Source organism: Streptomyces sp. NPDC017993, assembly GCF_044328065.1.
In the GTDB taxonomy this organism is placed as follows: Bacteria; Actinomycetota; Actinomycetes; order Streptomycetales; family Streptomycetaceae; genus Streptomyces.
In genome coordinates this window covers 407,044-432,153 of the sequence record NZ_JBIRGO010000003.1, presented here as the reverse complement: position 1 = coordinate 432,153, position 25,110 = coordinate 407,044, and the positions used below count along the sequence as shown (strand labels likewise).

Below are 25,110 nucleotides of genomic sequence, written 5' to 3'. Positions count from 1 at the left end.
GTGGCGGCCGGCGCGCCGTGCCCTCACACCAGCGGCAGCCCCGTGTAGTTCTCGGCGAGTTCGGCGGCGGCGTGCGGGGAGGTGGCGATGCGGTCGAGCTGGGAGAGCTGCAGTCGGGTGTCGAACGGGCTCTGGTCCGCCGCGGTGTGCAGGGTCGTCGTCATGAAGTACGAGAAGTGCTCGGCGCGCCAGACCCGGCGCAGGCAGGTGTCGGAGTAGGCGTCGAGCAGTTCCGTCGAGCCGGTGTCGTGGACCTGGGCCAGGGCGCGGGCCAGCACCGTGACGTCGGCGACGGCGAGGTTGAGGCCCTTGGCGCCGGTGGGCGGCACGATGTGCGCGGCGTCCCCGGCCAGCAGGACCCGCCCGTAGCGCATCGGTTCGGTGACCGCGCTGCGCATCGGCAGGACGGCCTTGGCGGTGAGCGGGCCGCGCTCGAGTTTCCAGGGCGTGTCGAGCGCTGCGCGGGCCTGGAGTTCGTCCCAGATCCGGTCGTCGGGCCAGTCGGCCGGATCGGTGCCGTTGGGGACTTGGAGGTAGAGGCGGCTGACGGTCGGTGTGCGCATGCTGAACAGCGCGAAGCCCCGCGGGGAGTGCGCGTAGATCAACTCGTCGCAGGAGGGCGGCACATCGGCGAGCACGCCGAGCCAGGAGTAGGGGTAGGCGCGCTCATATGTGCGGCGCTCGGTCTCCGGGACGGCGTGCCGGGTGACGCCGTGGAAACCGTCGCAGCCGACGACATAGTCGCAGGTGAGGGTCTGTTCGCGGCCTTGGTGGGTGTAGCGGATGACCGGCCGTTCGGTGTCCGCGCCGGTCACGTCGAGGACCTGCGCCCCGAACAGCAGGGGTGCGCCCGCGTCGAGTTGCAGGGCTATCAGGTCCTTGACGACCTCGGTCTGGGCGTAGACCGTCACCCGGCGGCCGCCGGTCAGCGCCGGGAAGTCCAGGCGGTGGGCGCGCCGGTCGTAGCGCAGTTCGATGCCGTCGTGGACGAGTCCTTCGCGGCCCATCCGTGCGCCGGCCCCGCACTCGCGCAGGACGTCGACGGTGCCCTGTTCGAGGATGCCCGCGCGCTGCCGCTGCTCGACGTAGGCGCGGTCGCGGTTCTCCAGGACGACGCAGTCGACACCGGATCGGTGCAGCAGTCGGGCGAGCAGCAGGCCGGAGGGGCCGCCGCCTACGATGCCGACCTTGGTGTGGCTCGGGTGCATCAGCTGTCCGTTTCTGCCGTGCCCGGGTGCGGGGTGTGCTCGGTGAGGTACTCGTCGACGACCCGGTCGGCGAGTGCGAAGGCGGTGTTGGCGGCGGGGACGCCGCAGTAGATGGCCGACTGCAGGAGCACTTCCTGGATCTCCTGGGGCGTCAGGCCGTTGCGCAGCGCCGCCCGCAGGTGCATCGACAGTTCGTCGTGGTGGCCGCGGGCCACCAGCGCGGTGAGGGTGATGCAGCTGCGGGTCCGGCGGGAGAGGCCGGGCCGGGTCCAGATCTCGCCCCAGGCGTAGCGGGTGATGAAGTCCTGGAAGACCGCGGTGAGGGCGCTGGTCCGGGCGATCGAGCGGTCCACATGGGCGTCGCCGAGGACGGCGCGGCGCACGGCCATGCCGGCGGCGTGCCGGGAGCGGTCGTCGCCGGCCGCCGCCCGGTCCGCCGGGACGGGCCCGGCACGGTGCGCCGGGTGTTCCGCGAGGTGCCCGAGGAGCGCGGCGAGCACCGGTGCGGGCCGCTCGACGCTCGCGAGGTGGGACGCGCCGGGCAGCTCGACGAGGCTCGCGCCGGGGATGTGGTCGGTGAGTTCGCGGGCGTGCGCCGGCGGCGTCGCCGGGTCCTGGCGGCCTGCGACGACGAGCGTGGGGGCGGTGATGCGGGCCAGGTCGGCGCGCAGGTCGTAGGCGGCGAGGGCGTCGCAGCAGGCCGCGTAGCCCGCCGGGTCCACGGTGTCGCGCAGTGCCCGGACCATCTCCCGCGCCGGTGCGGAGTCGGCGAAGGCCGGGGTGAACCAGCGGGCGGCGGTGGCCGCGGCGACCGGTCCGAGGCCCTTCTCGCGGACCAGCGCGGCCCGTTCGCGCCAGGCGGCGGGCTCGCCGAACCGGGCGGAGGAGCAGACCATGGCGAGCGAGTCGACCCGGCCGGGGTGGTGTGCCGCGAGCCATGCGCCGACGGCGCCGCCGAGGGAGACACCCGCGTACGCGAAGCGGTCGGCGCCGAGCGAGTCGGCGAGGTCGAGGACCAGGCGGGCGAGGGCGGCGACGGTGGCGGTGGGGGTCTCGGGCGTCGGGCCGTCCGTCGGCGTCAGCGCGTCGGTGGGGGTGCCGCCGTGTCCCGGCAGGTCCCAGCGCACGATGCGGTACTGCCGTGCCAGTTCCGGGAGTTGGGGCTCCCAGAGGTTCATGGAGGTGCCCAGTGACGGGCCGAGGATGAGGAGCGGCGCGTCGGCGGGGCCGTCCACCTGGTGGTGCACGAGTCGCGGTGCGTCGGTGGTGTCCGCAGGTGCGGGCGTCGGGCGGTGCGTCATGCGGGCTCCTGCGGGTCGCTCTCGGGGCGTGCCAGCGCGCGGTCGACGAGCCGGGCCGCGGAGCCCGGGTAGTCGGTGGGGTCGAGGAGCCGGCGTAGCCGCTCCTCGGGGAGGGCCGCGGCGGCGGGGTGGTCGGCGAGGGCCGCGCGCAGCGCGTCGTACAGGTCGACGCCGTCCTCGGCGGTGCGCCGGGCCGCCGCGTCGAGGATGCGGCGGGCCTCGCCGCGGCCGGTCAGGGCGGTGAGGGCCGCGGCGAGGCGTTCGGTGGTGATCAGGCCGCCGGTCGCGGCGAGATTCTGGCGCATACGGCCCGGGAAGACGCGCAGGCCGGCGGTCAGTTCGGCCGCGTCGCGGGCCGCGCCGCCGACCAGCCGCAGGGCCTCGCGCAGCGGCTGCCATTCGGCGTGCCAGGCGCCGGCCGGGCGTTCGTCCTCGGCGGCGAGGGCGCCGTACAGGACCGCGGCCTGGGCCGGAACTTGGCGGGCGGCGGCCGCGATCAGCGTGGCGCGCACCGGGTTGGCCTTGTGCGGCATGGCGGAGGAGCCGCCGCCGCTGCCCTCGGCGACCTCGCCGATCTCGGTGCGCGAGAGGGTCAGGACGTCGGCTGCCATCTTGCCGAGCGCGCCGGCGGCGAAGGCGAGCGCGCCGGCGAGGTCGGCGACCGGGGTGCGCAAGGTGTGCCAGGGCAGGGCCGGTTCGGTGAGCCCGGTCTCGGCGGCGTACGCGGCGAGCAGTCGGCCGCCGAGGTCGGGAGCGCCGTCCGCCTCGGTGCGGTGGGCCTCGACGCCGTCGGCCTCCGCGAAGGCGTGGAAGGCCGCGAGGGTGCCGGCGGCGCCGCCCAGTTGTGCGGGCAGGGCGGCCCGTACGGCGGTGAGCCGGTCGTGGGCGTCGAGGACGAGGGCGCGCCAGCCCGCGGCCTTCAGGCCGAAGGTGGTCGGTACCGCGTGCTGGGTGAGGGTGCGGCCGGGCATCGGTGTCTCTCGGTGCGCGGCGGCCGTACGGCGCAGGGCGGCCGCGGTGTGGGCGAGGTCCGCCAGCACGGTGTCCAGGGCGCGTGCGCAGACCAGCATGGTGGCGGTGTCCAGGATGTCCTGGCTGGTGGCGCCCCGGTGGACGTAGGCGGCGGCCTGCAGGTCGCGGTCCGCTACGGCGGCCGTCAGGTCGGCGACGAGCGGGACCACCGGGTTGCCCGCGGAGCGGGCCCGTAGCGCCAGGTCACCGGCGTCGAACGGGGCGGTGGCGGCCGCGGTGACGGCGGCGGCCGCTGCCTTCGGTGCGAGCCCGAGCGCGGCCTGGGCGCGGGTCAGCGCGGCCTCCGCGTCGAGCATGGCACGCAGGTACGCGGCGTCGCCGGTCGCGTCGGCCACCGCGGAGCCGGCCCAGGACGGGGTGAGCAGTCCCAGGTCGGCGGTGGCGTGGGGGGCTTGGGGTGTGTCGGTGGCCGGCGGCGTCGCGGGCCGCCGGGTGTCATCGGAAGGCAAGGAAGACCGTCTCCTCGGTGCTGCCGTCCTCGGCTGCCTGCAGACGGACGTCGAAACGGTAGCGGGCGGGGCCGTCGGGCCTGGCCAGGAGCGTCCGTGCCCGGTGTGCCGGCAGCGACGACAGCAGTGGATCGGCGGCGTTGGCCGTCTCGTTCCGGGGGAAGTAGACGCGGGTGAAGAGGTGGTGCAGCAGGCCGCGCGCGAAGACGCACACCGCGAGGTACGGCGCGGCGTCCGGTGTGCCCGCGGGGGCGGTCGCGGGCAGGGTGCGCACGGCGTAGCGACCGTCGGCGTCGGTGGGGACGCGGCCGAAGCCGGTGAAGTCCACGCCGTTGCGGCCGAGGACCGCGCCGGTGACCGGGTCGCGGCGCAGCGAGCCGGGGGCGCCGGTCAGGCTGCCGTCGGGGCCGGCCTGCCAGAACTCCAGCAGGGCGTCGGGAACGGTCGCCCCGGTGCCGTCGAGGACGGTTCCGTGGACGGTGATCGTGTCGGGGTGGCCGGTGGGTGCCATGTGGTCGCCGCCGGGGAACGGCAGGGCGTAGCCGTAGAAAGGCCCGACGGTCTGGGAGGGGGTGACGGCGAGCGGGGCCGCCCGCTCGGCGCGGTCGGTGGTGCCGGTCATCAGCGGCCTTCCTCGATCCAGGTGGCGGACGGTCCGTCCAGGACGATGTCCCAGTGGTAGCCGAGGGACCATTCGGGGCGGGTGCGTTCGTGGTCGTAGGCGGCCACCAGCCGTGCCCGCGCGGCGGGGTCGGTGACGGAGGAGAGGATCGGGTCGTACGGGAAGAGCGGGTCACCAGGGAAGTACATCTGGGTGATCAGCCGCTGGGTGAAGGCCGAGCCGAAGAGCGAGAAGTGGATGTGGGCCGGGCGCCAGGCGTTGTCGTGGTTGCGCCACGGGTAGGCGCCGGGCTTGACGGTGGTGAACTCGTAGCGGCCCTGATCGTCGGTCAGACAGCGTCCGGCGCCCGTGAAGTGGGGGTCGAGGGGCGCGGGGTGCTGGTCGCGCTGGTGGGCGTAGCGGCCGGCGGCGTTGGCCTGCCAGATCTCGACGAGCTGGCCGCGGACGGGACGGCCGCCGCGGTCCAGGATGCGGCCGGAGACGGTGATGCGTTCGCCGAGGGGCTCTCCGTGGTGCTGCCGGGTCAGGTCGGCGTCGAGGTCGGTGATGTCGGTGACGCCGAAGGCGGGGCCGGAGAGTTCCACCGCCTCGGGGTCGGCCAGGCCGTCGATCTCGACCAGCGGCTGCCGGGGGTGGCGCGCGATGCTGCTGCGGTAGGGGGTGTAGCCCCGTGCGGGGTGGGGGGACGCGGTGAGGCCCGCGGCCCGGTCCTGCGCCGCTGCGGCTTCCAGCGCGGCCATCTCGCGGCTGATGTCGGCCTGGGTAGGGGGCGTTGCCGGCGTGGGCGAGGGCTGCGGCGCGCGGCGGGCGGTGTCGGCGGTGGGGCCGGCCGCCGGGGCGGTGACGTCGCCGAGTGGTGTGGGTGGGGTCATGAGTGCCTCTTCATGCGGTGGCAGGGGGTGGGAGCGAAGACGTGTGGCGGGCGGGGCGAAGGGCCTGCGGAGAGTCCGGAGGCTTCAACTCAAGCTCTACGGAAGTGCGTTGAAGCTCTCCTGGCCCGACGGCCCACGGCTACCTCTCCAGCACCACGGCGAGACCTTGCCCGACGCCGATGCACAGCGTCGCCAGGCCCGTACCGGAGCCCGCGGCCGCCAGCCGGTGGGCGACGGCGCCGGCGATCCTGGCGCCGGAGGCTCCCAGCGGGTGCCCGATGGCGATGGCGCCGCCGTGCGGGTTGACGAGGGACGGGTCGAGGTCGGGCCAGCCGGCGAGACAGCCCAGCGCCTGGGCGGCGAACGCCTCGTTCAGCTCGACGGTGCGCAGGTCGCCGAAGCCGCGGCCGGCCTTCTCCAGCGCCCGTTCGGCGGCGGCCACCGGGCCCAGTCCGAAGTACTGCGGCTCGATGCCGGTGACGGCGCTGCTGCGGATCCGGGCGAGCGGTTCGCAGCCCGACTCGCGCAGGCCCTGCTCGTCCATCAGCAGCAGCGCGGCCGCGCCGTCGTTCAGCGGCGAGGAGTTGCCCGCGGTGACGGTGCCCGCGTCCTTGCGGAAGGCGGGCCGCAGCTTGCCGAGTGCTTGGAGGGAGGTGTCCTCGCGGACGCACTCGTCGCGGACCGCGACCGGCTCGCCACCGGCGGCGGTCCCGTCGCCGTAGGGCACGACCTCGGCGTCGAAGGCGCCGTCCTTCCATGCCCGCGCCGCCTTCTCGTGGCTGGCCAGGGCGTAGGCGTCCTGCTGGGCGCGGGTGATGCCGTGGCGGTCGGCGATCAGCTCGGCGCCCTCACCGAGGGAGACGGTCCACTCGTCGGACATCCGCGGGTTGGTCAGCCGCCAGCCCAGGGTGGTGGAGTGCAGGGTCTGCGAGCCTGCGGGGAAGGCGCGTTCGGGCTTGGGCAGCACCCACGGGGCGCGGCTCATCGACTCCACCCCGCCGGCGATGGCCACGGAGGCGTCGCCGAGTGCCACCGACCGGGCCGCCTGGATGAGGGCCTCCATGCCGGAGCCGCAGAGGCGGTTGACGGTGACGCCGGGCACGCTCACGGGAAGCCCCGCGAGCAGCACGGCCATCCGCGCCACGTCGCGGTTCTCCTCGCCCGCGCCGTTGGCGTTGCCGAGGTGGACGTCGTCGATGCGGGCCGGGTCCAGGCCCGGGGCCCGGTCCACGAGTGCCTTGACGACGTGTGCGGCGAGGTCGTCGGGGCGGACGCCGGACAGTGCGCCGCCGTACTTGCCGACGGGGGTGCGGACGGCGTCGACGACGTAGACGTCCCGGGGGCGGTCGGTGATCATCAGGCTTCCTTCCGGGGGGTGCGTGCGGCGGTCCGCGTACCGGCCGGGGCGGGCTCGGCGGCCTTCAGGGCGCGCAGCGCGGCGAGTTCGGCGTCGGTGGGCGGAGCGGTGACGCCGAGCCGCGCGGCTTCCTTCAGCTCCCAGCCGGTTGCCTCGCGGACCTGCTCGACCGTCACCCCCGGGTGCAGTTCGGTGAGGACGAGTTCGGCGGTGTCCGGGTCGGGGCGCAGCACGCCGAGGTCGGTGATGACCGCGGTGGGACCGGCGCCGGGCAGCCCGAGTGCGGCGCGGTCGTGCGGGCCGGTGCCGTGGCCGAGGGTGGTGACGAAGTCGAGCTTGCCGACGAAGTTGCGCCGGCTGTGCCGGAGCACCATCAGCACCTGGCCGCAGTTGGCGGCGATCTCGGGGGCGCCGCCCGCGCCGGGCAGCCGTCCCTCGGGCTTGTCGGGGCCGCGGTCGACGACGGTGGTGTTGATGTTGGCGAACCGGTCGACCTGGGCGGCGCCGAGGAAGCCGACGTCGATCCGGCCACCCTGGAGCCAGTAGTTGAACATCTCCGGCACGGACACCACCGAGTCGGCGGTGTCGGCGAGTTCACCGTCACCGATGGACAGCGGCAGCTGCGTCGGCTTGGAGCCGATGGTGCCCGACTCGTAGACCAGGACCAGGTCCGGGTTGACGGTGCGCCGGGCGAGGTTGGCGGCCGTGCTGGGCAGGCCGATGCCGACGAAGCAGGTGCGCGCGCCGGCCAGCGCGCGGGCGGCGTTGACCTCCATCAGCTCGTCGCGGGTGCAGTCGGGAGCGGCGGACACGGCATCGGCGCAGGCCGCGGCCGGAACGGCGCTCGCGACGGGGGCCGGCGCCGCGCTGTCGGGGGCCGGGGCGGGAACGCCCTCTTCGGACCGGCCCAGGACGCTCTCCTCGACCCAGCACCCGAACGCCTCGCGGTCCCGGGAGATGCCGTCCCATGCCTGGTAGAAGGCGTTGTCCCGGACGGAGTAGCCGGCCGCGTAGGAGGGGTGGGCGCCACCGGGGACGAGGGCGACCGCGTCGACCACCCAGGAGGGCAGGACGATGCCGCCGGGGCGGGGTTCGAGGGTGTCGACGATCTCCTCGACGGTGACCAGGACGCGTCGCGCGGCGAGCGCCGCCTCCTTCTGCACGCCTGCCAGGCCCCATAGCTGGACGTTGCCGGCGCGGTCGGCCTGCTGGGCGTGGATGACGGTGACGTCGGGATTGAGCGCGGCAACGGCGGCGAGCTTCTCACCGGTGAAGGGGCAGGTGACGGTGGAGACCGTGGACGTGCGGCCGGGGATGTCGCTGCCGCGGTAGCCGCGCAGCACCGCGAACGGCAGCTTCGAGGCGCCCGCGGCATAGCGGTTGGCCATCCCGGCGTGGCTGTGCTCGTCGATCTCCAGCGGGGCGGGCCGGCCGTTCTCGACGGCGTCGCGGAAGCGGTGCAGCGAGCCGACGCCCGGATTGCCGCCCCAGGAGAAGACCAGCTTGCGCGCCACCCCCGCGCCGATCAGCTGGTCGTAGACCACGTCCGGGGTCATCCGGGCGAGCGTGAGTCCCGTGATGCCCTGCCGGATGATCTCGTGCGCCGCGGCGAACGGGATGAGGTGGGTGAACCCCTCCAGCGCCACGGTGTCTCCGTCGTGGATCAGTTCCTTGACGGCGTCGTGCAGGGAACGGATTTCGGCCATGTCCTCGCCCTCGGGTCGTACGGGCACACGGTCCGGAGGACCGCCCCTTGATGAAGTGCTCGGGTGCGCGGGTCGCGCTGCGCTCTTGATCGCGTCGCTCTTGCTCGTGGTGCTTGCTCGTGGTGCTTGCTCGTGGTGCTTGTTCACTGCGCTCGCTCACTGCACTTCTTCATCGCGCTTGTTCGCGTAGTGAACTTAAGTTCATAATTGAGCTGCCCTGAGTTTGAACCCCGGCCCCGGCTCTGTCAACGGTCCGCCGGGTACGGTTCCGACCAGATCGCCGCACCAGTGGAGAGCTGATGACCCACCCCGCCCCCCTCGCCCCGCAGTCACCGCCGCCGGAGGCGGTCGGCCCGCTGATGCGCAGCCTGGCCGTCCTGCGGGAGCTGGCGACCGCAGGCGGCCGCAGGTCCGTGGGGGACCTCGTCCGCGACACCGGCCTCGCGCGATCCACCGTGGACCGCGTGCTGAGCACCCTCGACCGTCTCGGTTACGTACGGACCGAGGGCCGTGACGCGGTGCTCGCGCCGCGCCTGCTGGAGCTCGGCAACGCCTATCTCGCCGCCTCCGAGCTGCCCGACCGGCTCGGGCCGCTCGCCGACCGGCTGGCGGACGAGCTCGACGAGTCCGTCTCGCTCGCGGTACCGGACGGCGACGGGGTGCGCTTCGTGCATCAGGCGACCCGCCGCCGCGCGATGTCCCTCGCCTTCCGCATCGGCGATCTCCTGCCCGCAGAACGGGGCGCGCCCGGTGCGCTGTTCGCGGACCGGTGGACGGCGCGGGACTGGGAGCGCTGGCGCTCGCGCCGCGCCGCCGACCCGACGGACGCCCACTTCCCCGCCGTGCCGCGGCGCGGTGACGGCCGGCCGACGGGGGCGGACCCGGGAACCGACTTCGAGGACCGGGTAGCCGCCGCCCGCAACGCCGGCTGGTCCCTGGACGACCAGCTGATCGAGCCGGGCCTGGTCGCGGTGGCCGTGCCGGTCCGCGACCCGTCGGGACGCACGGTCTGCGCGCTGAGCGCGGTCAGCCACACCAGCCGGCTGAGCGCGCGGGAGCTGCGGGACGCCGTACTGCCGCGGCTGCGGGAGACGGTGGCCGCGATGGAGTACGCCCTGAGCGCGCCCGCCACCGCGGGCCGGGACGCCGGCGACCCGCCGGGACCGGCCCCCGCGGCCTGGATGCAGGCGTCCAAGCAGGAGTTGGGGCCGGAGTTCGTCGAATCGATGGCGCGCGGGCTGATCACCCTCACCGCGTTCGGCACGGGCCGGGCCGAGCTCACGCTCACCGCCGTGGCGGAGGCCACCGGCCTGGCCCGCGCCACCGCCCGCCGCGCCCTGATCACCCTGGAGCACCTCGGCTACATCGCCACCGACGGCAAGCTCTTCCGCCCGACACCGAAGGTGCTGGAGCTGGGTTTCGCGCACCTCTCCGGGCTGACCCTGCCCGACATCGCACAGCCCCATCTGGCCTCGCTGGTCGAGCGGGTGCACGACTCCGCCTCGATGGCGATCCTGTCCGGCGAGGACATCCAGTACGTGGCCCGGGTGCCCACCGTCCGCATCATGAGCGTCAACATCACCCTGGGCACCCGCTTCCCCGCGTACCCGACGTCGATGGGCCGGGTCCTGCTCGCCGGCCTGTCATCGGAGGAGCTGTCCGCACGACTCGCCCTCACCGACCTCAAGCCCCTCACCCGGCACACCGTCACCGCACCCGAGCGGCTCATCGCCCTCCTGGAACGGGTACGCGACGAGGGATACGCCCTGGTGGACCAGGAGCTGGAGGAAGGGCTGCGCTCGATCGCCGTCCCCGTGCACGACCGTACCGGCCGGGTCGTCGCCGCCGTCAACGTCTCGACCCACGCGGGCCGTTGCCCGGCCGACGAGGCCCGCGAGTCCCTCCTGCCCGCCCTGCGCGAAGCCGCCGCCGACATCGAGGCCGACCTGCGCATCGCCGGCCGCTACGCCCGCATCCCGACCCACTGAGCCGATCCGTGGCGCGCCGGGGGGACCCCTCGGCGGCTCGTAGATGGTGCGGGCCGCCGTCCGCGCGCCTGGCGACGACAGCCCACCCGGAGGCCCACCCGTCTGGCTCGCACCAGGACCACGCGGAGCCGATCGGCCGACCAGCGGCCCCAGGGAGTGGGGCCGACGACGCACGCGGGCTCGGTCGGCCGGGGCGGCGGCCCGCAAGGCGCCGGCGCCCAGGGGCCCGTCAGGTGGGGACGGATGCCCCGGCTACGGTCCACTCCGCGTGAGACATCTCGCGGTCGCGGTCGCAGCCACGGCAGCGGGCCGTGCCCGTGGGGCTCACACCCGCGCACCCGGCCGGCCGCCCCTTGTTGGGCCCCACGGAGGGCATCCGGCGTGGCACCCCTACGTGCCGTGTGGCGCCTCAGGGCTCGGTGCCGACGGCCGTGGGTACCGCGGGCGTCGTGCGTCCGATGCGTCGCGCGAGTGGCACCAGACCGATGGCGAGAGCGCCGAGCAGCCCCGCCAACGCGAAGGCGGTGAAGCCCAGTTGGTCGTTGCCCTGGGCGGCCAGCGTCCCGCCGAGCCAGGGGCCGACCACCGCGCCGGTGCGGCCGATGCCGGTCACCCAGCCGATTCCGGTGGCCCGTTCGGCGGCCGGATAGACGCGGTTGGCCGCCGCGTACACCATCACCTGCGCGCTGAAGAGCCAGACACCGGTGATCGCCACGACCACGTAGGTGAGGCCGAGCGGCAGTCGCGCGCCCAGGAGCAGCGCGCCGGCGGCGGTGAGCAGGAACCAGAGGGCGGAGACCTTGACGGGGCCGAAGCGGTCCGCGGTGCGGCCGGCGACGAGCATCCCGACGATGCCGCCCGCGTTGATGATGAGCAGGAAGCTCACCGAGGACGTCAGGCCGTAGCCGGAGGCGCGCATCATCTGCGGAAGCCAGGTACTCACTCCGTACACCAGCAGCAGGCCGCAGAAGGAGGCGAGCCACAGCAGCGGCGTCGCCCAGCGGGCTCCGGGGCGGAAGAGCGCGCGGACCGCGTCCAGCCGGCCCTTCGCCCCCTGGCCGGGGGCGTCGGCGGGTACGGGCCGGGCCATGCCGTAGCGGTCGGCGACGGCTTCGGCCTCGGCGGTACGGCCCTTGGCGAGCAGCACGCCGGGGGATTCGGGCAGCGACCTCAGCAGGAGCGGCGCGGCCACGACCGCGGGCAGCACCCCGGCCCAGAACACCCAGCGCCAGCCGAGGGCGGGGGCGAGCGTCAGCCCCAGGCCCGTCGCGAACATGCCACCCGCGTGGTACGAGGTCATCAGCAGGCCGGTGGCCAGCGCGGCCCGGCGCGGCGGCGCGAACTCCATCACCATGGACAGGCAGATCGGCATCAGGCCGCCGAGGCCGAGCCCGGCGACGAACCGCCCGGCGCCGAAGAGGCCGGGCGAGCCGGCCAGAGCACAGACCGCGGACCCGCCGGAGAACAGCAGCACGCTGGCGACCAGCACCGGGCGGCGGCCGAGCCAGTCGGTCACGGTGCCGGTGCCGAGGGCACCGATCAGCATGCCGAAGGTGGTCCAGCTGCCGATCGTGCCGGCCGCGCCGGGGGTGAGGCCGAGCCCCGGGTCGTCGAGCATGTGCGGCATGACGGCGCCGTAGACGTTGACGTCCATGCCGTCGAAGAAGACGGCGAGCCAGCACAGCGCCAGGACGGGCGCGACGGAGCGGAAGGTGTGACGGCGGCCGGAGGCGGCCGCGGTGCCGGTGGGCGGTGGGTGACCGGTGTGGGGCATGGGGACCTCGGATTCGCAATGACCCGGCGGAGAGCGCGGATGACTCCGCGAGATGTTCGCGTGGTGAACTTTCGTTCGCGTGATGGTGGCAAGGATCATCTGCCCGAGTCCCGGGGCTGTCAATGGCTCGCGCACGCCGTTACCCGGCGACCCGCCTCCCGGCCGCCGGACTCAGCTCGACTCAGCCGTCATGCCTGCGCTGCGGGTACAGCCGGGAGCGCACATCGCCCGGCGGGAGGAACTGCGCCCGGCGCTCGGGGAATTCGGCTGGCGGCTCGGCCCCACCGCCGGCCTCACCGCCGGCCCCGCAGGCGCCTGCGCCGCCGTGCCCACACCCCGCGTCCTTCTCGTGAGCCCCGGCCAGCCCCGCGCCCCACTCCCCCACGCCGGGCTCCCCCGCCGACTCCGCGTCCGCCGCGGCCCGCTTCGCCGCCTGCTCACGCACCCGGCGCTCCTTCTCCGCACGCCCGGCGGCCGTGGCCACGGACGGCCAGACCCGGTCCAGGGCGGCGTTCATCGCGGCCCCGACCAGCACCGCGAAGGCGGAGACCCCGATCCACAGCAGGACGGCCACCGGCGCGGCCAGCGATCCGTAGACCGTCGGCCCCTCGACCGTCTCGGTGAGGTAGATCCGGAGCAGGAAGCTGCCGAGCACCCACATGCCGAGCGCGGCCACCGCGCCCGGAATGTCCTCCGGCCAGGGCGAACGGACCGGCACCGACACGTGATAGAGCGTGGTCAGGAAGGCGACCGAGAGGAGCAGCACCACCGGCCAGTACAGCGCCCGGATGACGTCCTCACTGGCCGGCATCCAGCTGACGGCCGTGTCGGGACCGGCGACCATCAGCGGCAGCGCGATCGCGCCGACGACGAGCGCCGCGAGGTAGAGCACGAAGGCGAGCAGGCGGGTCCTGACGATGCCGCGCCGCCCGTCCAGGCCGTACATGATCGTGATGGTGTCGACGAAGACGTTCAGCGCCCGGGAGCCGGACCACAGGGCGATGGCGAAGCCGAGGGAGATGACGTCCGGTCGGCGGCCGGTGAAGACATCGTCCAGCAGCGGCCTGGCGATCTCCTCCACGCCCTTGTCGGACAGCACGGTGGCCGAGGCGCCGAGGATGTTCTGCCGGATGGTGTCGATGGTGTCGTGGCCGATCCACGGCTCCATGTAGCCCAGCAGGCCGATGAGTCCGAGCAGCAGCGGCGGCAGCGACAGCAGGCAGAAGAACGCGGCCTCGGCGGCCAGGCCAGTGACGCGGTACTGCATGCAGGAGTTGACGGTGTCCTTGAGCAGCAACCAGGCCAGCCGCCGCTTGGAGACGTTGCGGTAGAGGACTCGGGCCCTGGTCAAACGCCCCGCGGGCCGCTCGGTTGGTTCGTTTGCCGGCTGCACCTCCTTACCGTAGCTGCCATGGCAGCCACCACTCACACGGTCACCAACCAGCCCCCGCCGCTGGTCGGATATGACGTCTTCACGTCCGACAAGGCCCTCACCGAGGGCGTCGCCCGGTATGTCGCCGACGCCCGCCTCGGTGAGGTGCGGGGGGAATTGCGCAGTCTCGGGCAGGCCGCCGGCTCCGCGCACGCGCAGCAGTGGGGCGAGCAGGCGAACTCCCATCCCCCTGTCCTGCACACCCACGACCGCTACGGCCACCGCATCGACGAGGTGGAGTTCCATCCGGCGTGGCACCGGCTGCTGGGCCACGCCGTCACCACGGGTCTCACCGCCGCGTGGGCCCGGCCGGACGGCCACGTCCGGCGTACCGCGGGTTTCCTGGTGTGGTCGCAGGCCGAAGCGGGTCACGGCTGCCCGGTGTCGATGACCCACGCGGCGGTGCCGGCCCTGCGCACCGACCCCGAGCTGGCGGCCGAGTGGGAGCCGCGGCTGACCTCTCGGGTGTACGAGCAGGAGCTGCGCCCGCCCTCCGACAAGGCGGGGGTGCTGGCCGGGATGGCGATGACGGAGAAGCAGGGCGGCAGCGACGTACGGGCCAACACCACCCGCGCCGAGCCACTCGCGGCGCCCGGTGAGTACGTCCTGACCGGGCACAAGTGGTTCTGCTCCGCGCCGATGTCGGACATCTTCCTGGTGCTCGCCCAGGCACCGGGAGGACTCACCTGCTTCCTGCTGCCCCGGGTGCTGCCGGACGGCACCCGTAACTCCTTCCGGATCCAGCGGCTCAAGGACAAACTCGGCAACCGCTCGAACGCCTCCGCCGAGATCGAGTTCGACGGGCGGAGCTGGGCGCGCCGGGTCGGCGAGGAAGGGCGCGGGGTGGCGACGATCATCGAGATGGTCGCCGCGACCCGGCTGGACTGTGTCACCGGGGCGGCCGCGGTGATGCGGCAGGCGGTCGCCCAGGCGGTGCACCACACCACGCACCGGGAGGCATTCGGCGGCCCCCTGATCGACAAGCCGCTGATGCGCAATGTGCTGGCGGACCTGGCGCTGGAGTCGGAGGCGGCGACGACGCTCGCACTCCGGCTGGCGGCCGCGTACGACAGCGGCAGTGAGCAGGACCGCAACTTTCTGCGGCTCGCCGTGCCGGCCGCCAAGTACTGGGTGACCAAGCGGTGCGCGCCGCTGGCGGCCGAGGCGCTGGAGTGCCTGGGCGGCAACGGCTACGTCGAGGAGTCGGGGATGCCGCGGCTGCTGCGCGAGGCGCCGCTGAACTCGATCTGGGAGGGCTCGGGGAACGTCCAGGCCCTGGACGCCCTGCGGGCGTTGCAGCGCGAGCCCGCCGCGCTGAACGCCTTCCTCACGGAGATCGGCGCGGCCCGGGGCGCGGACCACCGGCTGGACCGCGCGATCAAGGGACTGCTGACCGAACTGGCCGACCTGGAAGGGATCGAGGCGCGGGCCCGGCGGGTGGTGGAGCGGATGGCGACGGTGCTCCAGGGCTCCTTGCTGGTGCGCTTCGCGCCGGACGAGGTCGCCGACGCGTTCTGCGCGTCCCGGCTCGGCGGTGACGCGGGAGCCGCGTTCGGGACGCTGCCGCACACCCTGGATCTCGCGGCGATCGTGGAGCGGGCCCGGCCGGTCGCCGACGACTGACCGCGACGGCGCGCCGCGGGTGGGCACCGGAGCGGCGGCGGCTCCCCGCCCCCTCAGGGGGACGGGGACAGGGGGTTACCGCCGCCGCACCGGTCAGGGAGCGGTGCCGCGCCGACTCGGCGCCGCTCCCGGTCTCAGGGCCATCGCGGCGGATCCGCGGCGGTACGTCCGCGCAGCGCCGCCTCGACGGCCACGATGATGTCGCTGATGGGGGTCTCCGTCCGGAAGCCGACCAGGACCCCGCGGGCCTCGTAGTAGCCCAGGACGCGGGTGGCGTGCTGCCCTTCGCCGGTGCCGGCGTCCCGCAGATGCACCACGATGTCGGCGAAAGCCAGTGCGGGCAGCAGACCGCCGACGCCGGCCACCCGGTCGAGCAGCTGCGGAGCGCCGTCGATGACGTAACCGTCCACGGGCAGCGGCTGCCGTCCGGCCAGTACGTCGACCGCGGCGATACGGGGAACGCCGTAGTGGCCGGCCAGCCGGGAGGAGCGGGCGAGGCGCACTCCCTCCTGCGCTCCGATCACCACGACACGCGGAGCGGTGGCCACCATGGCGCTCCCCCTCCCGCATCGTGCCGACGTACCACGCGACCGAACGGGATCCCCGGCGCACGCGGACCACGTCAGTCCGCGGCAGTTGACCGGCGACACCACCGACATCGGGCTGACCCCGGCCGCTCGGACCAGATTCCCCCGGTGCGTCATAGGCCACAACGGTTGCATTCCGTTGCACCGGATCCAGGGATTGGCCCACCGGAGAACGCCTGGTGACGGCACGATGGGCACGACCCAGGCGACAGCACGCAACGGAGAGCAGCGTGATGGACAGACCGATCGACCGCGCCATCCGGTCGGCCCAGGAAATCCGCGAAACCGCCCGTCGCCTCGCCTCGGTACGGGAGGCCGCGCTCTCGGGCGCCGCTCCGCTCCACCCTGCGTCCGACGCGCCGCGCACGCTCATCGGCGAGTCCTGGCTCCGGGCCCTGGGATCGGGGGTGGACCCGGACCGCGATGCCGATCAGCAACCCCTCTCCGTGGCCGAGCTGGAGCACCGACGGCAGAATTCCCAGCTCACGGCGGTGCTGCCGGTCCTGCACGACGGCCTGCTCGCGGCCGCCCACGCCGCGCAGCAGATCATGGTCGTCACCGACGCCGAGGGGCGGGTGCTGTGGCGCGAGGGGTGCGCACCGGTCCGGCGGATGGCCGACCGGCTCGGCTTCGACAAGGGCGCCGACTGGACGGAGGACGTCGTCGGCACCAACGCCATCGGCACCGCACTGGTGGCCCGCCGCCCCGTGCTGGTGCATTCGGCCGAGCACTTCGTACGCAGCCACCACCAGTGGACCTGCGCCGCCGCACCGCTCCACGACCCGCGCGACGGGCGCCTGCTGGGCACCGTCGACGTCAGCGGCCCGGCGCAGTCCTTCCACCCCACGACGCTGCCGCTGGTCTCCGCCGTCGCCCGGCTGGCGGAGGGCGAGCTGCGCACCCGGCACCACGGCTCCCTGGAGCGGCTGCGGTCGAGCGCGGCGCCGGTGCTGGCGCGGCTCGGCGGACAGGCGCTGGCCGTCGACCCCCACGGCTGGGTCGCGGGAGTGAACGGCATCACCCCGCCGGACAGGGTGGCGCTGCCGAAGGCGCCGGAAGCGGGGCCGCTGTGGCTGCCGCGCTACGGCATGTGCGCGCTGGAGCCGCTTCCGGGCGGCTGGCTGATCCGGATCGGTCGGCACCAGGAGCCGCCCCCGGGGCCCGGCCGGGTCCTGCTGGACCTCGGCGGCCGGGACGGTGCGACGCTGACCGTCAGTGGCGCAGTGGGCGACTGGTCGCACGAACTGACCCCGCGCCATGCCGAGTTGCTGTTCGTCCTGGCCGCGCACCCGGAGGGGCGCAGCGCCGCGGAACTCGCCCGGGACCTGTTCGGTGACGGAGGCCGCGCGGTCACGGTGCGCGCCGAGCTGTCGCGGCTGCGCCGGCATCTCGCGGGGGTGCTGTCCCACCGGCCCTACCGCTTCGCGGACGGGGTGGAGGTGGAGCTGCGACTGCCCTCGCGGCCCGGCCGGCTGCTGCCGCAGTCGACGGCGCCCGCGGTGGTGGCGGCCCGGCGGGGTTGAGGGCTTCGGGGACGTGCCCCGGTGGCCGCTGCCGGGGCACCCCCTTGCCGGCGCCGCTCATCCGTCCCAGCAGATGGACCGGTGTTCCGTGATGTGGAGGCACCCGTGCCGGGCAGGCCGCGCGGACGCCGACAGCTGATGCCGCAGGTCGCTGTGGCCTCGCCCTGGAGGCGACACTCGCGCGCCCGAGGGGCCCGCTACCGGCCCCCACCCGTTCAGCCGTCAGCTGTCGCAGCCGATCCGGCGCGCGCCTAGCGTGCCGACTGCGGACCGTACGCGCAGGGGCGCGCGATCACGGGAGGTAAGCGATGACCCCGGTAGGCCCACCGGAGGAGCGGCAGACGGCCGCACCGCGCCGCCCCAACTGGGGCGTGCTGGCGCTGGTCGGCCTGACCGGCTTCGCCATGGTGCGCTACGGGATGTCGGACCAGGCCGCCGGGCCACCGCAGCCGAGCCGCGCCGCCGCCTCCCTCTCCCCCGCCGCCGGCCCCCGCGACGCCTCCGGCCCGCCTCCGCTGCCGCGCTCCGCCCCCTCCCGGGTGACCATCCCCGCGATCAAGGTGTCCGCGCCGCTGGTCCCCCTGGGCCTGGACAAGGACGGATGGGTCGCCGCACCGCCGGCCGAGAACCCCAACCTGGCGGGCTGGTACCGGGACGCGCCGGCGCCCGGCGAGAACGGCACCGCCATCGTCGTCGGCCATGTCGACAATTTCAGCGGCCCGGCGGTCTTCTACGGCCTGGGCGCCTTGAAGAAGGGCCACACGGTCCGGGTGACCCGCAAGGACGGCCGGACCGCCGTGTTCGAGGTCTACGGGGTCCGGGTCTTCGCCAAGGACGCATTCCCCACCGAGGAGGTCTACGGCAGCACCGGACGCCCGGAGCTGCGGGTGCTGACCTGCGGGGGCGGCTACTCCGCGCACGCGGGCTACGCGGGAAACGTGGTGGTCTTCGCGCGGATGACGGCAATCGCCTAGCCGGCGGCCCTCGGCGGGCCCGGCCGGACGCCCTCGGCCCCTCGGACCCCGCCGTCCGGCCGGGGCCGAGGGCCACGAGCCACCTGTCTCACGGATCGGGCGGGGTACCGGCCCATGACCCCCATATGGTGTGCTGAGCGCATGAGCACCCCGGTCACCACCTGGTACCTCGAACAGACCTCCGGCGCGGATCTCGTCCCCGCCAAGGCTCCGTCCGCGGAGCAGGATGTCCGTATCGTCAGGGCCGAGACGCCGTCGCCCGAATTCAGCCGCTTCCTCTACACGGCGGTCGGCGGGGACGTCCGGTGGACCGACCGACTGCCCTGGCCGTACGCGCAGTGGGCGGAGTTCCTCGGGCGGCCGGGTGTGGAGACCTGGGTGGCGTACGAGCGCGGCACCCCTGCCGGGTTCATCGAGCTGGACGCCCAGCCGGAGGGCGTGGTGGAGATCAGTTACTTCGGTCTCCTGCCGGCGTTCCGCGGGCGCCGGATCGGCGGCCATCTACTCGCCCAGGGGACGGCGCGGGCCTGGGACCTCGCCGAACGGTGGCCCGAGCGTGCGCCGACGCGGCGGGTGTGGGTGCACACCTGCAGCAAGGACGGCCCACACGCCCTCGCCAACTACGAGCGGCGCGGCTTCCGGCTGTACGACACGACGCAGACCGAGGAGCCCGACGTACGGACACCGGGCCCCTGGCCCGACGCCGGTCCGACCGCGCACGTCGCCGCGGAGTGACCAGCACCACATCGTCTCAATATCCGGGACCAGGGTGTCCAAATCCTGGATGACGGTGGACTGGCCGGAGAGCCTCGTGACACGCTTCCGTCATGTCCAGAGCTGGAATTGTCTTGGTGAGTCGGCGGCACGTCGACCTCGGCCGCATGTCCAGCGCCATCTGTCCGGCGGGCTGACAGTCTCAGCACCGCCGTATCTCGCGCCGTCCCCATCGCTGCGGACGCGCTGACACCCCCGACCCCCGCAGGGCACCCCGACGCGTCACCGCGCGCCGCACTTTGGTGTGTCTGCACAGGTCATCGCGGGTGCACCCGCCACGCCAGGACCCCTTGAGCCGCCCAGAAGGACGTACACCCATGGCCGCCACCCCGGACCGACCCGCAGCCGCCACGACCCGCCGCAAGGCCGGACGCCACCGCGGCGAGGGCCAGTGGGCCGTTGGTCACTACACGCCCCTCAACGGCAACGAGCAGTTCAAGAAGGACGATGACGGTCTCAATGTGCGGACACGCATTGAGACGATCTACTCCAAGCGCGGCTTCGACTCGATCGACCCCAACGACCTGCGCGGGCGGATGCGTTGGTGGGGGCTCTACACCCAGCGCAAGCCCGGGATCGACGGCGGCAAGACCGCGATCCTGGAGCCGGAGGAGCTGGAGGACAAGTACTTCATGCTGCGCGTGCGCGTCGACGGAGGCCGGCTGAGCGTGGCGCAGCTGCGCGCCATCGGCGAGGTCTCCGAGCAGTACGCGCGCGGCACCGCCGACGTCACCGACCGGCAGAACATCCAGCTGCACTGGATCCGCATCGAGGACGTGCCCGCCATCTGGGAGAAGCTGGAGGCCGTGGGGCTGTCCACGACCGAGGCGTGCGGCGACTGCCCCCGTGTGATCATCGGCTCCCCGGTGGCCGGTATCGCCGCCGACGAGATCATCGACGGCACCCCGGCCGTGGACGAGATCCACGAGCGCTACATCGGCAGCAAGGAGTTCTCCAACCTGCCGCGCAAGTTCAAGACCGCGATCTCCGGCTCCCCGGTGCAGGACGTGGTCCACGAGATCAACGACGTGGCCTTCGTCGGCGTCGAGCACCCCGAGCACGGCCCCGGCTTCGACCTCTGGGTCGGCGGCGGCCTGTCCACCAACCCCAAGCTCGCGCAGCGTCTCGGCACCTGGGTGCCACTGGACGAGGTCGCCGACGTCTGGGCCGGTGTGGTCGGCATCTTCCGCGACTACGGCTACCGGCGGCTGCGCACCCGCGCCCGCCTGAAGTTCCTGATGGCCGACTGGGGACCGGAGAAGTTCCGCCAGATCCTGGAGGACGAGTACCTCGAGCGGAAGCTCGTCGACGGCCCGCCCCCGGCCGAGCCCGTACAGCGGTGGCGTGACCACGTCGGCGTGCACCAGCAGCAGGACGGCCGCTTCTACGTGGGCTTCGCCCCGCGCGTCGGCCGCGTGGACGGCGCCACCCTCACCAAGATCGCTGAAGTGGCCTCCCGGCACGGCTCGGACCGGCTGCGGACCACCGTCGAGCAGAAGATGATCATCCTCGACGTCGAGCAGGGCCAGGTCGACTCGCTGGTCGCCGCCCTGGAGGCACTGGACTTCCAGGTCAACCCCTCGCCGTTCCGGCGCGGCACCATGGCCTGCACCGGCATCGAGTTCTGCAAGCTGGCCATCGTCGAGACCAAGGGCCGCGGCTCCGCCCTGATCGACGAACTGGAGCGCCGCCTGCCGGAGTTCGACGAGCCGCTCACCATCAACCTCAACGGCTGCCCGAACGCCTGCGCCCGCATCCAGACCGCGGACATCGGCCTCAAGGGTCAGCTGGTGCTGGACGACGACGGCAACCAGGTCGAGGGCTACCAGGTGCACCTGGGCGGCGCGCTGGGCCTGGAGCCCGGCTTCGGCCGCAAGGTCCGCGGGCTGAAGGTCACCGCCGATGAACTCCCCGACTACGTCGAGCGGGTGCTGCGCAACTTCCAGGAGCAGCGCACCGACGGCGAGCGGTTCGCCACCTGGGCGGCCCGCGCGGAAGAGGGTGCACTGAAGTGAGCGAACGCGCCGCGCCGTTCTACTGCCCGTACTGCGGGGACGAGGACCTGCGCCCTTCCGAGGAAGGGCACGGAGCCTGGGAATGCCACTCCTGCAGCCGGGCGTTCCAGCTGAAGTTCCTCGGCCTGCTCTCGCAGGGCCTGTCCAACGCCGCTTCACCAGATGGAGGTGCGTCGTGACCACTGCCACCGATCTGCCGCAGCTCGCCGAGCGCGCGGGCCGCGACCTGGAGGACGCGGCTCCGCTGGAGATCCTCAGCTGGGCCTCGGAGACGTTCGGCTCGCGCTTCTGCGTCACCTCCTCGATGGAGGACGCGGTCGTCGCCCACCTCGCCTCGCGCGCCATCCCGGGCGTGGACGTGGTGTTCCTCGACACCGGCTACCACTTCCCCGAGACCCTCGGCACCCGGGACGCGGTGGCGGAGGTGATGGACGTCAACGTCATCACCCTCACGCCCCGTCAGACCGTCGCCGAGCAGGACGCCGAGCACGGCCCGAAGCTGCACGACCGCAACCCGGACCTGTGCTGCGCCCTGCGCAAGGTCAAGCCCCTCGAAGAGGGCCTGACCGCGTATGACGCGTGGGCGACCGGGCTGCGCCGGGACGAGTCCCCGACCCGGGCGAACACCCCCGTCGTCGGCTGGGACCCCAAGCGCCGAAAGGTCAAGATCTCGCCGATCGCCCGCTGGACGCAGGACGACGTGGACGCGTACGTCAACGAGCACGGCGTGCTCACCAACCCCCTGCTGATGGACGGCTACGCCTCCGTCGGCTGCGCGCCGTGCACCCGCCGGGTGCTGGCCGGCGAGGACGCACGGGCCGGCCGCTGGGCCGGCAGCAACAAGACCGAGTGCGGGCTGCACTGATGGCCGCGTTGCACAGTCCTCCGGGCGCCCCTCACGGCACCCACGAAGTTTCAGACACTGCGGATGTTCAGGAGATATCGATGACGGGCGCCACGGTGTGGCTGACCGGACTGCCGAGTGCGGGCAAGACCACGATCGCCCACGCCCTGGCGGAGCGGCTGCGCGGCGAGGGCCGCCGGGTCGAGGTCCTGGACGGCGACGAGATCCGCGAGTTCCTCTCCGCCGGCCTCGGCTTCACCCGCGCCGACCGGCACACCAACGTCCAGCGGATCGGCTTCGTGGCCGAACTGCTGGCGAGCAACGGGGTCACCGCCCTGGTGCCGGTGATCGCGCCGTACGCCGACTCCCGCGAGGCGGTCCGCAAGCGCCACCAGGCCGAGGGCAGCGCGTATCTGGAGGTGCACGTGGCCACGCCGGTCGAGGTGTGCTCCGAGCGCGATGTCAAGGGGCTGTACGCCAAGCAGGCGGCCGGTGAGATCTCCGGTCTGACCGGCGTGGACGACCCCTACGAGCAGCCCGAATCGCCCGACCTGCGCATCGAGTCGCACACCCAGACCGTGCAGGAGTCCGCAGCCGCGCTCCACGCGCTGCTCGTCGAAAGGGGACTGGCGTGACGACCGCGACCGTTCTGAACCAGACCGGCGGCGACCCCGGGGGCGACAGCCCCTACGCGTTGTCGCACCTCGACGCCCTGGAGTCCGAAGGCGTCCACATCTTCCGCGAGGTCGCGGGCGAGTTCGAGCGGCCGGTGATCCTGTTCTCCGGCGGCAAGGACTCCATCGTCATGCTGCACCTCGCGCTGAAGGCGTTCGCGCCGGCCGCGGTGCCGTTCTCGCTGCTGCATGTCGACACCGGGCACAACTTCCCCGAGGTTCTCGCCTACCGCGACCGCGTGGTGGAGCAGCACGGCCTGCGGCTGCACGTCGCCTCCGTGCAGGACTTCATCGACCGCGGTGAGCTGCGCGAGCGCCCCGACGGCCTGCGCAACCCGCTGCAGACCGTCCCGCTGCTGGACGGCATCAGCGCGAACCGCTTCGACGCGGTGTTCGGCGGCGGCCGCCGGGACGAGGAGAAGGCGCGCGCCAAGGAGCGGGTGTTCTCGCTGCGCGACGAGTTCGGCGGCTGGGACCCGCGCCGGCAGCGCCCCGAGCTGTGGCAGCTCTACAACGGCAAGCACTCTCCGGGCGAGCACGTCCGCGTCTTCCCGCTCTCCAACTGGACCGAGCTGGACGTGTGGCAGTACATCGCCCGCGAGAAGATCGAACTGCCCGCCATCTACTACGCGCACGAGCGCGAGGTCTTCTCCCGCAACGGCATGTGGCTCTCGCCCGGTGAGTGGGGCGGTCTGAAGGACGGCGAAAGCCTGCAGACCCGCAAGGTGCGCTACCGCACCGTCGGCGACATGTCCTGCACCGGGGCCGTCGACTCCGACGCCGACACCATCGAGGCCGTCATCACGGAGATCGCCGCCTCCCGGCTCACCGAGCGGGGCGCGACCCGGGCCGACGACAAAATGTCCGAGGCCGCCATGGAGGACCGTAAGCGCGAGGGGTACTTCTAACCATGACCACGATCAACACCGTTGACGCGGGCGCCACCTCGCTGCTGCGTTTCGCCACCGCCGGCTCCGTCGACGACGGCAAGTCGACCCTGGTCGGCCGGCTGCTGCACGACTCCAAGTCGGTCCTCACCGACCAGCTGGAAGCCGTCGAGCGTGCCTCCCTGGGCCGTGGGCAGGAGACGCCCGACCTGGCACTGCTCACCGACGGTCTGCGGGCCGAGCGCGAGCAGGGCATCACCATCGACGTCGCCTACCGCTACTTCGCCACGCCGCGGCGCCGCTTCATCCTCGCCGACACCCCCGGCCACGTGCAGTACACCCGCAACATGGTCACCGGCGCCTCCACCGCCGAGCTGGCCGTGGTGCTGGTCGACGCCCGCAACGGCGTGGTCGAGCAGACCCGCCGGCACGCCGCCGTCGCCGCCCTGCTGCGCGTCCCGCACGTCGTGCTGGCCGTCAACAAGATGGACCTCGTCGACTACGCCGAGCCCGTCTTCGCCGCCATCGCCGAGGAGTTCACCACCTACGCGGCGTCGCTGGGCGTCCCGGAGATCACCGCCATCCCGATCTCCGCGCTGGCCGGCGACAACGTCGTGACCGCGTCCGCGCACATGGACTGGTACGGCGGCCCGACCGTGCTGGAGCACCTGGAGACCGTGCCGGTCGTCGACGACCCGGAGGACGACCCGGCCCGCTTCCCGGTCCAGTACGTCATCCGCCCGCAGACCGCGGAGCACCCCGACTACCGCGGCTACGCCGGTCAGATCGCCTCCGGCGTGCTGCGTGTCGGCGAAGCCGTCACCGTCCTGCCCTCCGGCCGTACGACCACCATCGAGGCGATCGACGCGCTGGGCCAGTCCGTGGACGTCGCCTGGGCGCCGCAGTCGGTGACCGTCCGGCTCGCCGACGACCTCGACATCTCCCGCGGTGACCTGATCGCTCCCACCTCCTCGGCCCCGAGCGCGTCGCAGGACATCGAGGCGACCATCTGCCACGTGGCGGACCGTCCGCTGAAGGTCGGCGACCGGGTGCTGCTCAAGCACACCACCCGCACGGTCAAGGCGATCGTCAAGGACATCCCGTCCCGCCTGACGCTGGACGACCTCTCCCAGCACCCGGCGCCGGGCGAGCTGGTCGCCAACGACATCGGCCGGATCGTCGTGCGCACGGCCGAGCCGCTGGCCCTGGACGCCTACGCCGACTCCCGCCGCACCGGCTCCTTCCTGCTGATCGACCCGGCGGACGGTACGACGCTGACCGCCGGTATGGCGGGCACCGCCTTCGCGGAGGCGGCCGCGGAGGCCGCCGCGCCCGCCGAGGCGGACGACGAGGGATGGGACTTCTGATCATGCTCAAGGACATGTTCTCGACCTTCGCGAAGGAGGGCGGCCGCATCGGCAGCGGCGCCCTCGGGAGCGGCCAGGGCGGAGTCGGCCGATGTGTGTGC

General features: G+C 73.5%; 22 protein-coding genes and 1 pseudogene. 12 read left to right on the top strand and 11 right to left on the bottom strand.

Annotated features, from left to right (window positions below; translation table 11 throughout):
- Window positions 1-23: 23 nt before the first annotated feature.
- From ACH4FH_RS07015 to ACH4FH_RS06980, 8 genes and pseudogenes are all read right to left on the bottom strand, one after another.
- Entirely contained in the window at window positions 24-1,208 is a 1,185-nt protein-coding gene (locus ACH4FH_RS07015) for a 4-hydroxybenzoate 3-monooxygenase (RefSeq protein WP_398554696.1), read from the bottom strand.
- A complete protein-coding gene (gene pcaD / locus ACH4FH_RS07010) occupies window positions 1,208-2,509 on the bottom strand; it encodes a 3-oxoadipate enol-lactonase (protein ID WP_398554695.1) in 1,302 nt (433 codons plus the stop codon). Before pcaD ends, ACH4FH_RS07015 begins: the two co-directional genes overlap by 1 nt.
- The gene (gene pcaB / locus ACH4FH_RS07005) at window positions 2,506-3,837 is read right to left on the bottom strand and encodes a 3-carboxy-cis,cis-muconate cycloisomerase (protein ID WP_398554796.1); all 1,332 of its coding nucleotides are present in this window, start codon (window positions 3,835-3,837) and stop codon (window positions 2,506-2,508) included. The genes pcaD and pcaB overlap by 4 nt, the downstream gene beginning before the upstream one ends.
- A gap of 139 nt (window positions 3,838-3,976) precedes the next feature.
- Window positions 3,977-4,612, bottom strand: a complete 636-nt coding sequence (gene pcaG / locus ACH4FH_RS07000) for a protocatechuate 3,4-dioxygenase subunit alpha (protein ID WP_398554694.1) — start codon at window positions 4,610-4,612, stop codon at window positions 3,977-3,979.
- Window positions 4,612-5,352 carry a protocatechuate 3,4-dioxygenase subunit beta gene (gene pcaH, locus ACH4FH_RS06995; RefSeq protein ID WP_398554795.1) on the bottom strand — a complete coding sequence of 247 codons (741 nt, stop codon included), beginning with the start codon at window positions 5,350-5,352 and terminating at the stop codon, window positions 4,612-4,614. The genes pcaG and pcaH overlap by 1 nt, the downstream gene beginning before the upstream one ends.
- A 271-nt stretch (window positions 5,353-5,623) precedes the next feature.
- Complete coding sequence (locus ACH4FH_RS06990) at window positions 5,624-6,841, bottom strand: thiolase family protein (protein WP_398554693.1); 1,218 nt, start codon at window positions 6,839-6,841, stop codon at window positions 5,624-5,626.
- Window positions 6,841-7,617 carry a CoA-transferase subunit beta gene (locus tag ACH4FH_RS06985; RefSeq protein ID WP_398554794.1) on the bottom strand — a complete coding sequence of 259 codons (777 nt, stop codon included), beginning with the start codon at window positions 7,615-7,617 and terminating at the stop codon, window positions 6,841-6,843. Before ACH4FH_RS06985 ends, ACH4FH_RS06990 begins: the two co-directional genes overlap by 1 nt.
- A 129-nt stretch (window positions 7,618-7,746) precedes the next feature.
- Window positions 7,747-8,547 (bottom strand): annotated as a pseudogene (locus tag ACH4FH_RS06980) (CoA transferase subunit A); the annotation flags it as partial.
- A gap of 299 nt (window positions 8,548-8,846) precedes the next feature.
- Between ACH4FH_RS06980 and ACH4FH_RS06975 the strand changes: the two are divergent.
- Complete coding sequence (locus ACH4FH_RS06975; protein ID WP_398554692.1) at window positions 8,847-10,535, top strand: IclR family transcriptional regulator C-terminal domain-containing protein; 1,689 nt, start codon at window positions 8,847-8,849, stop codon at window positions 10,533-10,535.
- Window positions 10,536-10,944: 409 nt separating this feature from the next.
- Here ACH4FH_RS06975 and ACH4FH_RS06970 read toward each other — a convergent pair whose 3' ends face one another.
- Both ACH4FH_RS06970 and ACH4FH_RS06965 read right to left on the bottom strand, forming a co-directional pair.
- Window positions 10,945-12,309: an MFS transporter gene (locus ACH4FH_RS06970; protein ID WP_398554691.1), complete on the bottom strand. Its 1,365-nt coding sequence runs from the start codon at window positions 12,307-12,309 to the stop codon at window positions 10,945-10,947.
- A 181-nt stretch (window positions 12,310-12,490) separates the two neighbouring features.
- The gene (locus ACH4FH_RS06965) at window positions 12,491-13,702 is read right to left on the bottom strand and encodes a YihY/virulence factor BrkB family protein (protein WP_398554690.1); all 1,212 of its coding nucleotides are present in this window, start codon (window positions 13,700-13,702) and stop codon (window positions 12,491-12,493) included.
- Between the two features lie 18 nt (window positions 13,703-13,720).
- Between ACH4FH_RS06965 and ACH4FH_RS06960 the strand changes: the two genes are divergently transcribed.
- Window positions 13,721-15,364, top strand: coding sequence for an acyl-CoA dehydrogenase family protein (locus ACH4FH_RS06960; RefSeq protein WP_398554689.1), 1,644 nt, complete (start codon window positions 13,721-13,723; stop codon window positions 15,362-15,364).
- A 134-nt stretch (window positions 15,365-15,498) separates the two neighbouring features.
- Here the strand turns inward: ACH4FH_RS06960 and ACH4FH_RS06955 are convergent, their stop codons facing one another.
- Window positions 15,499-15,915, bottom strand: coding sequence for a hypothetical protein (locus ACH4FH_RS06955; RefSeq protein WP_398554688.1), 417 nt, complete (start codon window positions 15,913-15,915; stop codon window positions 15,499-15,501).
- Window positions 15,916-16,181: 266 nt separating this feature from the next.
- Here ACH4FH_RS06955 and ACH4FH_RS06950 point away from each other — a divergent pair, with 266 nt between their 5' ends.
- The 10 genes from ACH4FH_RS06950 to ACH4FH_RS06905 all read left to right on the top strand — a co-directional run bounded on the left by ACH4FH_RS06950 (window position 16,182) and on the right by ACH4FH_RS06905 (window position 25,009).
- Window positions 16,182-17,474 carry a GAF domain-containing protein gene (locus ACH4FH_RS06950; protein WP_398554687.1) on the top strand — a complete coding sequence of 431 codons (1,293 nt, stop codon included), beginning with the start codon at window positions 16,182-16,184 and terminating at the stop codon, window positions 17,472-17,474.
- A 308-nt stretch (window positions 17,475-17,782) separates the two neighbouring features.
- A complete protein-coding gene (locus ACH4FH_RS06945) occupies window positions 17,783-18,448 on the top strand; it encodes a class F sortase (RefSeq protein ID WP_398554686.1) in 666 nt (221 codons plus the stop codon).
- 141 nt (window positions 18,449-18,589) lie between these two features.
- Complete coding sequence (locus tag ACH4FH_RS06940) at window positions 18,590-19,183, top strand: GNAT family N-acetyltransferase (protein ID WP_398554685.1); 594 nt, start codon at window positions 18,590-18,592, stop codon at window positions 19,181-19,183.
- 92 nt (window positions 19,184-19,275) lie between these two features.
- Window positions 19,276-19,359 carry a putative leader peptide gene (locus ACH4FH_RS06935; protein WP_332328088.1) on the top strand — a complete coding sequence of 28 codons (84 nt, stop codon included), beginning with the start codon at window positions 19,276-19,278 and terminating at the stop codon, window positions 19,357-19,359.
- A 180-nt stretch (window positions 19,360-19,539) separates the two neighbouring features.
- Window positions 19,540-21,237: a nitrite/sulfite reductase gene (locus tag ACH4FH_RS06930; RefSeq protein ID WP_398554684.1), complete on the top strand. Its 1,698-nt coding sequence runs from the start codon at window positions 19,540-19,542 to the stop codon at window positions 21,235-21,237.
- On the top strand, window positions 21,234-21,416 hold the full coding sequence (locus ACH4FH_RS06925; RefSeq protein WP_398554683.1) for a hypothetical protein: 183 nt from the start codon (window positions 21,234-21,236) through the stop codon (window positions 21,414-21,416). The genes ACH4FH_RS06930 and ACH4FH_RS06925 overlap by 4 nt, the downstream gene beginning before the upstream one ends.
- Complete coding sequence (locus ACH4FH_RS06920; protein ID WP_398554682.1) at window positions 21,413-22,102, top strand: phosphoadenylyl-sulfate reductase; 690 nt, start codon at window positions 21,413-21,415, stop codon at window positions 22,100-22,102. The genes ACH4FH_RS06925 and ACH4FH_RS06920 overlap by 4 nt, the downstream gene beginning before the upstream one ends.
- A complete protein-coding gene (gene cysC / locus ACH4FH_RS06915) occupies window positions 22,102-22,716 on the top strand; it encodes an adenylyl-sulfate kinase (protein ID WP_398554793.1) in 615 nt (204 codons plus the stop codon). The genes ACH4FH_RS06920 and cysC overlap by 1 nt, the downstream gene beginning before the upstream one ends.
- Window positions 22,713-23,663 carry a sulfate adenylyltransferase subunit CysD gene (gene cysD, locus ACH4FH_RS06910; RefSeq protein ID WP_398554681.1) on the top strand — a complete coding sequence of 317 codons (951 nt, stop codon included), beginning with the start codon at window positions 22,713-22,715 and terminating at the stop codon, window positions 23,661-23,663. The genes cysC and cysD overlap by 4 nt, the downstream gene beginning before the upstream one ends.
- Before the next feature lie 2 nt (window positions 23,664-23,665).
- Window positions 23,666-25,009, top strand: a complete 1,344-nt coding sequence (locus ACH4FH_RS06905; RefSeq protein ID WP_398554680.1) for a sulfate adenylyltransferase subunit 1 — start codon at window positions 23,666-23,668, stop codon at window positions 25,007-25,009.
- The last annotated feature ends 101 nt before the right edge of the window (window positions 25,010-25,110 follow it).

Coding starts and splice junctions, on each gene's coding strand:
- ACH4FH_RS07015 (WP_398554696.1), bottom strand. CDS start 1,208: ATGCACCCGAGCCACACCAAGGTCGGCATCGTAGGCGGCGGCCCCTCC.
- pcaD (WP_398554695.1), bottom strand. CDS start 2,509: ATGACGCACCGCCCGACGCCCGCACCTGCGGACACCACCGACGCACCG.
- pcaB (WP_398554796.1), bottom strand. CDS start 3,837: ATGCTCGACGCGGAGGCCGCGCTGACCCGCGCCCAGGCCGCGCTCGGG.
- pcaG (WP_398554694.1), bottom strand. CDS start 4,612: ATGACCGGCACCACCGACCGCGCCGAGCGGGCGGCCCCGCTCGCCGTC.
- pcaH (WP_398554795.1), bottom strand. CDS start 5,352: ATGGCCGCGCTGGAAGCCGCAGCGGCGCAGGACCGGGCCGCGGGCCTC.
- ACH4FH_RS06990 (WP_398554693.1), bottom strand. CDS start 6,841: ATGATCACCGACCGCCCCCGGGACGTCTACGTCGTCGACGCCGTCCGC.
- ACH4FH_RS06985 (WP_398554794.1), bottom strand. CDS start 7,617: ATGGAGGTCAACGCCGCCCGCGCGCTGGCCGGCGCGCGCACCTGCTTC.
- ACH4FH_RS06975 (WP_398554692.1), top strand. CDS start 8,847: ATGACCCACCCCGCCCCCCTCGCCCCGCAGTCACCGCCGCCGGAGGCG.
- ACH4FH_RS06970 (WP_398554691.1), bottom strand. CDS start 12,309: ATGCCCCACACCGGTCACCCACCGCCCACCGGCACCGCGGCCGCCTCC.
- ACH4FH_RS06960 (WP_398554689.1), top strand. CDS start 13,721: ATGGCAGCCACCACTCACACGGTCACCAACCAGCCCCCGCCGCTGGTC.
- ACH4FH_RS06955 (WP_398554688.1), bottom strand. CDS start 15,915: ATGGTGGCCACCGCTCCGCGTGTCGTGGTGATCGGAGCGCAGGAGGGA.
- ACH4FH_RS06945 (WP_398554686.1), top strand. CDS start 17,783: ATGACCCCGGTAGGCCCACCGGAGGAGCGGCAGACGGCCGCACCGCGC.
- ACH4FH_RS06940 (WP_398554685.1), top strand. CDS start 18,590: ATGAGCACCCCGGTCACCACCTGGTACCTCGAACAGACCTCCGGCGCG.
- ACH4FH_RS06935 (WP_332328088.1), top strand. CDS start 19,276: ATGTCCAGAGCTGGAATTGTCTTGGTGAGTCGGCGGCACGTCGACCTC.
- ACH4FH_RS06930 (WP_398554684.1), top strand. CDS start 19,540: ATGGCCGCCACCCCGGACCGACCCGCAGCCGCCACGACCCGCCGCAAG.
- cysC (WP_398554793.1), top strand. CDS start 22,102: ATGGCCGCGTTGCACAGTCCTCCGGGCGCCCCTCACGGCACCCACGAA.
- ACH4FH_RS06905 (WP_398554680.1), top strand. CDS start 23,666: ATGACCACGATCAACACCGTTGACGCGGGCGCCACCTCGCTGCTGCGT.